Annotated in this window: 7 protein-coding genes; 4 read left to right on the plus strand and 3 right to left on the minus strand. The window is 35.8% G+C overall.

Annotated features, from left to right (window positions below):
- Nucleotides 1-113: 113 nt before the first annotated feature.
- Both KWG70_RS17185 and KWG70_RS17190 read left to right on the plus strand, forming a co-directional pair.
- Nucleotides 114-1,292 (plus strand): acetyl-CoA C-acyltransferase, encoded by a 1,179-nt coding sequence (locus KWG70_RS17185; protein WP_230937277.1) that lies wholly within the window; start codon nucleotides 114-116, stop codon nucleotides 1,290-1,292.
- A 9-nt stretch (nucleotides 1,293-1,301) separates the two neighbouring features.
- A complete protein-coding gene (locus KWG70_RS17190) occupies nucleotides 1,302-2,051 on the plus strand; it encodes a C40 family peptidase (RefSeq protein WP_230937278.1) in 750 nt (249 codons plus the stop codon).
- Nucleotides 2,052-2,101: 50 nt separating this feature from the next.
- Here the strand turns inward: KWG70_RS17190 and KWG70_RS17195 are convergent, their stop codons facing one another.
- Both KWG70_RS17195 and gyrA read right to left on the minus strand, forming a co-directional pair.
- Entirely contained in the window at nucleotides 2,102-3,379 is a 1,278-nt protein-coding gene (locus tag KWG70_RS17195; protein ID WP_230937279.1) for a tetratricopeptide repeat protein, read from the minus strand.
- A gap of 29 nt (nucleotides 3,380-3,408) precedes the next feature.
- Nucleotides 3,409-5,955, minus strand: a complete 2,547-nt coding sequence (gyrA, locus tag KWG70_RS17200) for a DNA gyrase subunit A (protein WP_230937280.1) — start codon at nucleotides 5,953-5,955, stop codon at nucleotides 3,409-3,411.
- Between the two features lie 256 nt (nucleotides 5,956-6,211).
- Between gyrA and KWG70_RS17205 the strand changes: the two genes are divergently transcribed.
- Nucleotides 6,212-8,761, plus strand: coding sequence for an ATP-dependent Clp protease ATP-binding subunit (locus KWG70_RS17205; RefSeq protein WP_230937287.1), 2,550 nt, complete (start codon nucleotides 6,212-6,214; stop codon nucleotides 8,759-8,761).
- 84 nt (nucleotides 8,762-8,845) lie between these two features.
- Nucleotides 8,846-9,211 carry a hypothetical protein gene (locus KWG70_RS17210; RefSeq protein WP_230937281.1) on the plus strand — a complete coding sequence of 122 codons (366 nt, stop codon included), beginning with the start codon at nucleotides 8,846-8,848 and terminating at the stop codon, nucleotides 9,209-9,211.
- 195 nt (nucleotides 9,212-9,406) lie between these two features.
- Here the strand turns inward: KWG70_RS17210 and KWG70_RS17215 are convergent.
- On the minus strand, nucleotides 9,407-13,935 hold a 4,529-nt coding region (locus KWG70_RS17215; protein WP_230937282.1), incomplete at its 5' end, for a T9SS type A sorting domain-containing protein.

The raw sequence follows: 13,935 nt of genomic DNA on the forward strand, positions 1-13,935 counted from the left end.
TGCTTATACTTTCAAAAGTAAGAAAATATAATAGAACTCATGTTATCGCTCTGAAGCTGTCTTTTTATTAAAAAATGATTAATTTTGCAGCTAGAAAACAAAATAGATTTAAAATGAGTAGAGACGTCGTAATTGTATCAACCGCAAGAACTCCTATAGGAAGTTTTTTAGGAGCTTTATCAACAATTCCAGCACCAAGATTAGGTGCAATAGCTATCAAAGGTGCTTTAAATAAAATTAATTTAAAGCCTGAAATGGTAGAAGAAGTTTTAATGGGAAATGTTGTACAAGCTGGAACTGGTCAAGCGCCAGCAAGGCAAGCAGCTATTTATGCTGGTATTCCCGATACAGTGCCATGTACTACAATAAATAAGGTTTGTGCTTCTGGTATGAAGACCGTTATGCAAGCTGCACAATCTATTGCACTTGGTGACACAGATATAGTTGTTGCCGGTGGTATGGAAAACATGAGTTTGATTCCACATTATTACCATGCACGTACTGCAACAAAATTTGGTCCTGCCAAAATGGAAGACGGTATGCAAAAAGATGGTTTGGTAGATGTCTACGACCAAAATGCTATGGGTGTTTGTGCAGATGCTTGCGCTGCTGAGTATGAGTTTTCTAGAGAAGATCAAGATGCGTATGCTATACAATCTTATAATAGATCTGCTGCTGCTTGGGATGCTGGCAAATTTGACAATGAAGTTGTACCTGTTGAAGTTCCTCAACGTCGTGGCGAACCTATAGTCGTAAATAAGGACGAAGAGTATACTAATGTGAAAATGGAAAAAATTCCTGCATTAAGACCTGCCTTTACTAAAGATGGAACCGTTACTGCGGCTAATGCTTCAACTATTAATGATGGTGCAGGTGCTATGGTACTAATGAGTAGTGAAAAAGCCAAAGAATTAGGATTACAGCCTTTAGCAACCATTAAAAGTTATGCCGATGCTGCTCAAGAACCTAAATGGTTTACAACTGCTCCTGCAAAGGCATTGCCAAAAGCCTTAGATAAAGCTGGTATTTCTCTAAATGATGTGGATTATTTCGAATTCAATGAAGCCTTTTCAGTTGTTGGACTAGCTAATATGAAGATACTTGGCTTAAATGATAGCAACGTTAATGTAAATGGTGGTGCAGTTTCATTAGGTCATCCATTAGGATGTTCAGGTGTTAGAATTATTATTACATTATTGAGTGTCCTGCAACAAAACGATGCTAAAATTGGAGCTGCTGCAATTTGCAATGGTGGTGGTGGCGCTTCGGCAATAGTAATTGAACGTAATTAATATAGTTTAATGCAATACGGAATTTGTAATCTGAGCATTGTTCCTCTTAGAATTGAACCAAGTGACCCAAGTGAGTTAGTATCTCAGGTACTCTATGGTGAAATTTTTAAAGTACTAGAGCAACGAAAATCTTGGAGCAGAATTCGACTTGCATATGACAAATATGAAGGTTGGATAGATAATAAGCAATATCTTGAGATTGATGAAGATACTTATAAGTCTATCAAACAACAAGATCATATACTATCGACGGATTTAATTGAGTTTATACAAGACAAGAATCAGCAATTATATACTATCCCTTTAGGGTCTTCATTAAATGGTTTAGACATATTAAAACATAAATTTGATGGAAACTCTGTATCTTCTAAACAGGAAAAACCTGAGCTATTAAAAACCGCATTCACCTACCTTAATGCTCCTTATCTTTGGGGAGGAAAAACACCCTTTGGAATCGATTGTTCAGGATTTACACAAATGGTTTATAAGATTAACGGCTATCAACTACTTAGAGACGCTTCCCAACAAGCTACTCAAGGCCAAGCTTTAAGCTTTATTGAAGAAAGTGAGCCTGGGGATTTAGCATTTTTTGATAATGCCGAAGGTTCAATTACGCATGTGGGAATTATAATGGAAGATAATTACATTATACACGCTCATGGAAAGGTAAGAATAGACCGCTTGGATCACTCGGGAATTTATAATGTAGACAAGCGAATTCATACCCATAAATTGAGGGTCATTAAAAAAATTATATAAAAAAAGCGATTAGTATGACTAATCGCTTTTTTTAATGTATTTTGAATGAATTAGTTTCCCGCTTCTAATTCTTCAACTCTTGCCTTCATTGCTTTAAACTTGTCTGTTTGAGCTGTAGCACTGTAAATATTCATCAGTGTTTGAGCTGCTTGAATATTCTTAGGCTTTAATTTTAAAGTTGTTTCCAAGAACGGAATCGCCGACTCGTATAATTTTTGACGTTCAGCTCTTAATTCGTCATAACGCTTGTTATCTGCACTCGACGTTCCTAGAGAATTCATCTCTTCAACAATAGATTTTTCACCACTTAAAATTAAAACGGCCATATTGTTGTAAGCATCAGTATAAGAAGGATCTAAAGCAATTGCTTTTTCATAATACTTCCTAGCCGAATCATTTTCTCCTGCTTCGGCAGCAATAACTCCTAAGTTATACTGCAATTCTGCATTGTTAGGATCTTTTTGCGTCGCTTCTTGCATCAATTCTTTAAAACGATCTCTATTCCCCATTTTTAACTGAACATTTGCTTCAGAAATTAAAAGTCCTAAATCATCTGGGTTTTGATCTCTAGCTTCTTTCATAGCCGCTAACGCTTTTTCATTGTCACCATTTGTAATATGAATAAGTGCAATATTTTTTACAATTTCAGCAGATTTAGAAGGTGTTGGCTTATCCTTAGGTGCAATATGAGTCCCTGCTTTTAAAGAAGCATCTCTCAATACTTTATTATCAAATAATTCTTCTTCACCCGTTTCTTTATTTAAAGCATAATATTGAAATCCTCTACCTTCATAACCTAGGTCTCTCAATTCTTCATAGTACTTTAAAGATGTTACATAATCTTGAGCCGTCACAGCAGTAGATGCAGCGTAGTATAAGTATAAGGTATCGCTAGGTGACATCTTATAAGCTTTTTCAAAATTGGCAGAAGATTTCATATACTCCTTATTTTGAAGATCGGTTTGAGCCGTTGTTAATACACTATTTAACATCTCTCCTTTAATGGTATTGATATCTTGGGTGTATTTTAGCTTGCCTGCTTGAGCTTCTATTTCTCTAGCCTTATCAAAACTTTGGATTGCTGTTTCGATATCTTCATTAGAAACTGTTCCTGTTGCATAAAAAGCTTTTCCTTTCAAAAAATAAAATTTAGCTTTCATTTTTGCATCTGCACTTCCTATTAAAGATTCGGCAGATTGTATAGCCGATTTAGCATCGGCATAATTACCAGATTTAATTGCTTTTTCTGCAGCTTTAAGTTCACTCTTTTGAGCAAAAGAAATTGTGCTTACTAAAAGTGCTAAAGCAACTACAATTTGTTTTTTCATTATTAAGTTATTTTAAGTGTTAATGTAATTTATTCTTCTTCGTTTGAATCAAGAGTTGTGCCATTATCGTTAACATCCTGAATATCAGAATTTTCAATATCACTCTCTTCATCATCTTCTTTCATTACTTTTGCTACTGCTGCAATAGAATCACTTCCCTTTAAATTGATAAGTTTTACACCTTGAGTTGCTCTTCCCATAACTCTTAGATCTTTAACTTCCATCCTAATAGCAATACCAGATCTATTGATAATCATTAAATCATCTTCATCTGTAACAGACTTGATAGCAACCAAATGACCTGTTTTTTCAGTAACAGAGATCGTTTTCACACCCTTTCCTCCACGATTGGTAATTCTATAAATTGCTTCTCCATCTTCTGGATCATCAATATAACTTCGCTTTCCATAGCCCTTTTCAGAAACTACAAGAACAGATTCCTCTTGCGGATTCTCAATAGCAATCATACCAATCACTTCATCCTTATCATTTGCCAATCGAATTCCTCTTACACCAGAAGCATTTCTACCCATCGGTCTAGTCTTTTCTTCTTCAAATCGAATAGCTTTACCTGATTTCAAAGCAAGCATTACTTGACTATTACCTGTAGTAAGTTTTGCTTCTAGTAACTCATCATCTTCCTTAATTGTAATAGCATTAATACCATTTGTTCTAGGTCTTGAATACTGTTCTAGAGATGTTTTCTTGACTTGACCTTTCTTAGTGGCCATGATCACATAATGACTATTGATGTAATCTTCATCTTTTAAATCTTGAGTACAAATGAAAGCCATAACTTTATCATCTTGCTCAATATTTATAAGATTTTGAATGGCGCGACCTTTTGATGTTTTACTACCTTCTGGGATTTCATAAACACGCATCCAGAAACATTTTCCTTTTTGAGTGAAGAACAACATATATTGGTGGTTAGTACCAACAAATAAATGCTCTAAGAAATCTTCATTACGTGTAGTTGAAGCCTTTTGGCCAACACCACCTCTATTTTGAGTTTTGTATTCGGTAAGTGATGTTCGTTTGATATATCCAGCATGAGAAATCGTAATTACTACCTGCTCATCAGGAATCATGTCCTCAATACTTAAATCACCTCCGGCATATTCAATTTGAGAACGACGCTCATCACCATACTTATCTTTGATAACTAGAAGTTCATCTTTAATGATCCCATAACGACGCTCTTTCTTATCAAGAATATCTTTAAGGTCTTCAATTGTTTTCATCAATTCGTCATACTCAGTACGCAATTTGTCTTGCTCTAATCCTGTAAGCTGACGTAATCGCATCTCAACAATTGCCTTAGCTTGTATTTCGGAAAGCTTAAATCTTTCAATTAATTTTGAACGCGCTTCATCGGCATTAGATGAGGCACGAATGAGTGCTATAACTTCGTCAATATTATCTGAAGCTATAATTAGACCTTCTAATATATGTGCACGTTCCTCAGCTTTACGTAATTCATATTTTGTACGCCTTACAACAACTTCATGTCTATGCTCAACAAAATGATGAATCATTTCTTTAAGATTCAATAGTTGTGGACGACCATTGACCAATGCAATATTATTTACACTGAAAGAGGACTGTAATGCTGTATACTTATACAACATGTTTAAGACAATATTTGGGATGGCATCTCGCTTTAATACGTAAACGATACGCATACCATTTCTATCAGATTCATCTCTAATAAGAGAGATTCCGTCAATTTTCTTATCATTTACCAAATCAGCAGTCTTTTTAATCATATCTGCCTTATTGACTTGGTAAGGTATTTCAGTAACTATAATACATTCTCTACCTTGTACTTCTTCTATCCTAGCTTTACCACGAATAACGATACGTCCACGCCCTGTTTTAAAAGCTTCACGTACACCATCATAGCCATAGATAGTTCCACCAGTAGGAAAATCTGGAGCTTTCACATGCTGAATAAGTTCATCAATTTCGATATCATTATTATCGATATAAGCCACAGTCCCATCTATTACTTCTGATAAATTGTGAGGTGGCATATTGGTAGCCATACCTACAGCAATACCTGAGGCCCCATTTACAAGAAGGCCTGGGATTCTTGTAGGAAGTACTGTTGGTTCTTGAAGTGTATCATCAAAATTTAATTTGTGATCTACAGTTTCTTTATCAATATCTGCAAGCATTTCTTCAGATATTTTCTTCATTCTGGCCTCGGTATAACGCATTGCTGCCGGACTATCGCCATCGATAGAACCAAAGTTACCTTGACCATCAACTAACATATAACGCAAACTCCAATCTTGAGCCATACGTACCATAGCATCATAAACCGACGTATCACCATGTGGATGATACTTACCTAGTACCTCTCCTACGATTCTTGCCGATTTCTTATGAGCAGTATTTGATCTAACACCAAGTTCATGCATGCCGTAAAGTACACGTCTGTGTACAGGTTTTAAACCATCTCTGACATCTGGTAATGCACGTGACACAATGACCGACATTGAATAATCAATGTAGGCAGATTTCATTTCATCCTCAATGTTTATAGGGATCAATTTCTCTCCTTCTTCCATATATTATATAAATTAGATTTTTGTAGGTTTTCAAATCGTGCTAAGATAACGATTTTCATAGTGTTTAAGCGTCTTATCATCCAAAAAATAAAACAATTTATTAACAAATTTTAGTCTGATTTTTAATAAGTATCTTGTTAAATACTTTGAATTTGTAAAGTTTTTTCACTCTATTAGTAGTAAGTCTATATTTAAGGTATAGTTTTTGCCCTATAATAGGTAGATTTTATTATTTTTAATGCAGAAAGAGTTTACTATGGATGATAATTTTTCCCCAAGAGTTAAAGATGTAATTGCATACAGTAAAGAAGAAGCGTTGCGATTAGGTCACGATTTTATAGGCACCGAACATTTAATGTTGGGACTACTTCGTGATGGCAATGGCAAAGCTATAGATATATTAAATGCGCTTGATATTGACCTTAATCATTTAAGAAGAAAGGTTGAGATTTTAAGTCCTGCAAATCCAAATATAACTGTAGCTTCAAATGAAAAGAAAAATTTACACTTAACTAGACAAGCAGAGCGTGCACTAAAAACCACCTTTTTAGAAGCAAAGTTATTTCAAAGCACCTCAATAAATACTGCACATTTATTATTGTGTATTTTAAGAAACGAAAACGATCCTACCACAAAACTTTTAAATAAGTTAAAGGTAGATTATGATAATGTAAAAGAACAATTCAAATTTATGATAACAAATGATGACGATTATATAGACCTTCCAAAATCTGAGTCATTCTCTGATGACGAGCCTAATGAAGAAGAGGCTGCTAAAGAGAATCCTTTTGGACAGTCTTCAGCCAAATCAACTAAAAAATCAAAAACTCCAGTGTTAGATAACTTCGGAAGAGATCTTACTGTTCTTGCCGAAGAAGGAAAACTTGACCCTGTAGTTGGACGAGAAAAAGAAATTCAACGTGTCTCTCAAATTTTGAGTAGACGTAAAAAGAACAACCCTTTATTAATAGGTGAACCTGGTGTTGGTAAATCGGCAATTGCCGAAGGACTAGCGCTTAGAATTGTGAAACGAAAAGTATCAAGAATCCTGTTTAATAAACGTGTTGTGACTTTAGATCTAGCGAGTTTAGTTGCTGGAACCAAATATCGTGGGCAATTTGAAGAACGCATGAAAGCCGTGATGAACGAGCTTGAGAAGAATGATGATATCATCTTATTCATTGATGAAATTCATACTATTGTTGGAGCTGGTGGTGCTACTGGAAGTTTAGATGCCTCTAATATGTTCAAACCTGCTTTAGCAAGAGGAGAAATCCAATGCATTGGAGCGACTACACTTGACGAGTACAGACAATACATAGAAAAAGATGGTGCGTTAGAACGTCGTTTTCAAAAAGTTATAGTAGAACCTACAACTGTTGAAGAGACCATAGAAATTCTTAATAATATAAAAGGCAAGTACGAAGAACATCACAATGTAGATTACACTCAAGAAGCAGTTGAAGCTTGTGTTAAGTTAACCAATAGATATATGACCGAACGATTTCTACCAGACAAGGCAATTGATGCTCTTGACGAAGCTGGATCTCGTGTACATATTACTAATATTGATGTTCCAAAACAAATTCTAGAATTAGAAAAGAAACTAGAAGAAGTTAAGGAAACTAAAAATAAGGTTGTTAAAAAACAAAAATATGAGGAAGCTGCTAAACTAAGAGATGATGAAAAACGTCTAGAAAAAGAATTGGCGATTGCTCAAGAAAAATGGGAAGAAGAAACTAAGCAACATAGAGAAGTTGTTACCGAAGATAATGTAGCTGATGTAGTGTCTATGATGACAGGAATCCCTGTAAATAGAATTGCTCAAACAGAAAGTAACAAGCTAGCGCAATTACCTGAACTCATAAAAGGGAAAGTAATTGGGCAAGATGAGGCAGTTGCCAAAGTTGTAAAAGCCATTCAGCGTAATCGTGCTGGCCTTAAAGACCCAAATAAGCCAATTGGTTCGTTTATCTTTTTAGGACAAACAGGAGTAGGTAAAACGCAGTTAGCCAAAGTATTGGCTCGTGAGCTTTTTGATAGTGAAGAAGCGCTTGTTAGAATTGATATGAGCGAATACATGGAAAAATTCGCAATTTCAAGATTGATTGGTGCACCTCCCGGCTATGTAGGCTATGAAGAAGGTGGACAATTAACTGAGAAAGTTCGCAGAAAACCCTATGCTGTGATTCTATTAGATGAAATTGAAAAAGCACATCCTGATGTTTTTAATATGCTTTTACAAGTTTTAGATGATGGTTACTTAACAGACAGTCTAGGACGAAAAATCGATTTTAGAAATACAATAATAATCATGACCTCCAACATTGGAGCAAGAAAATTAAAAGATTTTGGTCAAGGCGTAGGTTTTGGAACTTCTGCTAAAGCAGCGCAGGCAAATGATAATTCAAGAAGTATTATTGAAAATGCACTTAAAAAAGCATTTGCTCCTGAATTTTTAAATAGAATTGATGACGTCATGGTTTTTAATGCTCTTGAAAGAGAAGACATTAATAAAATTATTGATATTGAATTAGCTCATCTTATCAAGCGAATAAAAGATTTAGGTTATAAATTAAAGTTAAGCAAAAAAGCTAAGGACTATATTGCTGAAAAAGGATTTGATAAAGATTATGGTGCAAGACCTTTAAAGAGAGCTATTCAAAAATATATTGAGGACGCTCTAGCCGAAGAGATTATTAATTCTCAATTACTTGAAGGTGATACTATAACGATGGATTTAGACACTAAATCTGATGAGTTGACTATTAAAATTGAGAAATCTGAAAAGCAAACAGAATCTTAAATTTTAATCACTTTATACAAAAAGCCTCTTTAAATAAAGAGGCTTTTTTTTGTTTCAAATTTTTAGAATGACTAACTTTAAGATATGACAGATCAAATAAAACTTGATTTTTGCGATGTTTATCTTTACGAAAACTATATGGTTGTAACTGTAAACACAGGCGTTAATATCACTGTTAAACACAATGTTATACTAAGAGATATTGCAGATAGTCATTTCAAAAACAAACCTTTTGTCTACATCACACACAGAATAAATTCATACTCTGTTGACCCTTCTGTTTATAAGGAAACTTCAAAAATCACCAACCTTGTTGGTTTTTGTGTTGTCTCAAAAAATTTCATGGCTAAGAGTACAGCTCAGATAGAAAAATTGTTTTTAAATAAGCCTTTTGAAATATTTGACACGTTACCCGAAGCTTTTAATTGGGCTCAAACATTAACTGTATAGTATTTATAGGTTTAGCCATTATTTACATTACTACAACCTTTATTATTATACTTCAATTAAAGATTAAAGTCATTTTCATTATAGGCTAGACATCCTAAAATTCTAATCATAAAAATAATTCAATAAAAAAAGGCAGCTATTTTATAGCTGCCTTTCATATTTACCCTTAGGGAATTTCCCTAATTATTTATCAATTTACTTCTTACCAGAAGATACAATCTTCTTAGTAACCGAACCTTGACTCGTAGTTAACTTCACATAGAACATTTGGTTTGAGATTCTTGACAAGTCAAAAGTAGTCTTGTCTTCAGAACCTGTAACATATCTATCGTTAGTTTCACTTAAGATCAATAGACCTTTAGTATCAAACAACTCTATAGTTACGTTTGTATCAAACTCGAATGAGTATGCGATATTAACTTCTTTATCAAATGGTACTGGATATGCTTTGAAGTCAATATCTATTGCTGCTTCTCTAGCAACATTAGAATCTTCTCCACATCCTACAGTAATATCTGAAGATGGTGTGAATATACCATTTTCATCATCAGAAACAACAGAGTCACAAGTTGTACCACATACTGTTGCGTGAGCAATTACTGTGATAGAACCTTCTGCTGCGATAGGACCAACTGTGTAATTTCTAACACCTCCACTAAAGTTTGGTAAGAAATTATACTGTCCTGGAGCAACCGTTGGTTGACCACCATTAGTAGGATATGTATTACAACCAATGTATACTTGCGCTTCACTCATTTCGAAGCCGTCAAATATCTCATAAGTTACAGTTACAAATCCATCTGTATAATCTACAACTACCTCACCTACTGGTGTTAAGTTTTGATAATTACAGTGTGCAGCTCCTGCATAAAGATCTAGAGTGTATACTCCTTCTCCTTCATACTCATTAGACCAACCCCATCTGTTAAATGTAGGGATGAAACATTCACTGATATCATCACTTGGATCCTTAGCAAATGCTGTTTCACATGGTGCAGTTTCCTGCTCGATTGACCAGCTATAGTCAACTTCACATTCTCCAACATTTCCACAATCGTCAGTTGCATAGAACGTACGAGTAAATGAATATGTATATACAGTCACGTAATCACCACATTCGATAGTGAACGCTTTATTGTGTCCGTTTGTAGACTCAAAGTACCAATCATCTGCATTACAGTTATTGAAGGCATCTGCAGTTGCATTACCTGCAACAAATTGTCCGTCTCCATTACCAAAGTCTTGCAATACATCGAACTGATTAGCCTCAGGATTGAATACAACTTGGAACGTACCATAACTTGGTAATAGGTTTCCGTTGTAATCTGTAACAACACCATTATAATATGGTTGGTCATTAATTTCTCCTGCAGGTCCATCTCCTAAGTCAAGAATATATCCAGCTTCAAAGATGAATCTATATTCAGTACTAGCCTGAACACTTGCACATTCAGAAACGATATCACTATCAGTAAATACTTGAGTTTGACCATCAGCACTACAGTTATCTTCGTAAGGTGCTTTATCAGCGAACTGAGTTGGTGTTTCATGAACTATTCCAAAGTCTACATCTTCAGGACAATCAACTACAGGAGCCGTATTATCGCTGATTGTAATTGTTTGTGTATGAACAGTTTCATTTCCACAAGCATCAGTTGCAGTCCAAGTACGAACTATAGTTGCTTCACATTGTCCTCCAAGGTCAAAGTTAGGATCTTCAACACAATCAGATAATGCAACATTAAAGTCTCCATTACTACTGAAGTGTCCTCCATTATAATCTCCTTCGATTTTAATCCAAGTAGATACTCCTAAACCATTACTTTGTAAACTAGCTTTGTTACCATATTGTAATCCATATCTTAAGTTAGAAGGATTATGAGATAGATCTAACTCTACTCCTGCATAATCACCTTGTCCAACTAATTTGTTGTCTTTAGATTCATCCATGAGGTAATATGTCCAAGTTTGTGCATCTGCTAATGTCGCTCCATTAGAAGTTCCAGCGTCTAGCTTAGCTTGACGGAAACCTGTTGGAGACGCAGCATTAGGAATAGATGTCCACTCTTCATATGTACTAGCATCTTTAAACCATGCAACAAATTCGAATATTTGATTCGCATTGTTAACATTAGCAACTGTTCCAGTCAATTTAGCAGTACCATTCGAGAATTGCTCGAATGTTGACGTACTAGTTGACGTCCAGTTTCTATTAGTAGCATCTAAGCCTCCATTGTTAGCAATCCATAATGTATGGTTACTAGCATCATCAGCTTTACACTCTCTTCTAAATAAACCTGGATCATAGTCTACAGTTGCATCTGAACAATCATCACTAGCAGTTAATACTGGTGCTGCTGGGATTTCCTCACCGCATTCGATAGCGATATCTTGTGGTAATTCTTCATTAAATGAAGGTCCAGTTGTATCCTCTACAATAAATGTACAAGTAAATGGATCAGATATATTCTCACAAGTATCTTCTACTTCGAAAGTAACAGTAAGTATTGCTTCGCAATCTTTTCTTTCAGCATCTTTTCCGATGACTCTGAAAATTAAATCACTTACATCTGCACAGTTATCTGTGAAACATGGTGCTAACGTACCATTAAGTTCTTCAATTGAAGTACCATCAATAGTCCAGTCTCTGTCTTCAATGCTAATTTCATCTCCAATTTGTAGAGAAATTTCAGCAGTTGCAGGACAACCTTCAATTGTTACGGTTTCATTATCACAAACTCCTGTTGGCATTGGTGCAACATTGTCAATTACAGTTACAGTTTTCTTAGCTGTAATTGTGCGTCCACAGTCATCAGTAAATGTATAATCTACATCAAAAGATCCACAGCTACCTTCGAAAGGTTGCGGTACTCCTTGTACAGATCCAGAAATCTCACAAGCTCCAGTTGCACCATTATTATAAGATAATGATCCACCTTCGAATGAAGCTACGTCTTCACATGAAATCTCCATGTCTTCCACTTCATCAAACTCTGCAGCTGGTGCTGGCAATACTGTAACAGTCTTGCTAGCTGTGATTGTTCTATCACATACATCAGTGTACGTCCAGTCTACTGTAAGTGTTCCACCACACTCATCGTATGATCCACTTACTTCACCTTCTACTGATCCTTCAATTCTACAAGTACTGCTACCTCCGTTAGAGAATCCTAATGATCCTGCTTGGAACGTTTGTGCTTCTTCACATGAAATTTCCATGTCTTCCACTTCATCAAACTCTGCTTCTTCTGCAGGAAGAACAGTAACAACCTTCTTAGCTGTGATTTTTCTACCACAATCATCAGTAAATGTATAATCCACATATATGAAGCCTCCACAAGTTGTGTAATCTCCAATTACTGTTCCATCTACTTCTCCTGAAATCTCACATGCTCCTGTCGCTCCGTTAGAGTATCCTAATGGAGTTGCTTCGAAATTTAATAATGCATCAGTACATGAAATTTCCATTTCACCTGGCTCATCAAATTCAGCTACAGGTGCCTGTAATACTGTAATAGTCTTTCTAGCTTCGATTGTTCTGTTACATGCATCAGTATATGTCCAGTCGATATAAAGTGTTCCACCACACTCATCGTATGATCCACTTAATTCACCTTGAACTTCTCCTGATATCTCACATGCTCCAGTTCCACCATTAGTGTATCCTAATGCTCCGGCTACTATTGATGCTGCTTCTCCACATGAAACTTCCATGTCTTCTACTTCATCAAACTCAGCCATTGGTGCTGGTAAAACAATAATCTCTTTCTTAGCTGTAATTGTTCTATCACAATCATCAGTGTATGTCCAGTCAACATAAAGTGCTCCTCCACATTCTGTGTAAGATCCACTTAACTCACCTTGAACTTCTCCTGATATCTCACATGCTCCAGTTCCGCCATTAGTGTATCCTAATAAACCTGGCTCGAATGAATTTGCTTCCTCACATGAAATCTCCATGTCTTCCACTTCATCAAACTCTGCCATTGGTGCTGGCAACACTGTAATAGTCTTTCTAGCATCGATTGTTCTCTGACAGTTATCAGTGTATGTCCAGTCGATATAAAGTGTTCCACCACACTCATCGTATGATCCACTTAATTCGCCTTGAACTTCTCCTGAAATATTACATAATCCAGTTCCTCCATTAGTGTATCCTAATGCTCCGGCTACTACTGATGCTGCTTCTTCACATGAAACTTCCATGTCTTCTACTTCATCAAACTCTGCAGCTGGTGCTGGTAATACTGTGATCGTCTTTCTAGCATCGATTGTTCTGTTACATGCATCAGTGTATGTCCAGTCAACATAAAGTGTTCCACCACACTCATCGTATGATCCACTTAATTCGCCTTGAACTTCTCCTGATATCTCACATGCTCCAGTTCCACCATTAGTGTATCCTAATGTTCCGGCTACTACTGATGCTGCTTCTTCACATGAAACTTCCATGTCTTCTACTTCATCAAACTCTGCAGCTGGTGCTGGTAAAACAATAATCTCTTTCTTAGCTGTAATTGTTCTATCACAATCATCAGTGTATGTCCAGTCAACATAAAGTGCTCCTCCACATTCTGTGTAAGATCCACTTAATTCGCCTTGAACTTCTCCTGATATCTCACATGCTCCAGTTCCGCCATTAGTGTATCCTAATAAACCTGGCTCGAATGAATTTGCTTCTTCACATGAAATCTCCATGTCTTCCACTTCATCAAACTCTGCCA

It is taken from the genome of Psychroserpens luteolus (assembly GCF_021032705.1).
Classification (GTDB): Bacteria; Bacteroidota; Bacteroidia; order Flavobacteriales; family Flavobacteriaceae; genus Psychroserpens; species Psychroserpens luteolus.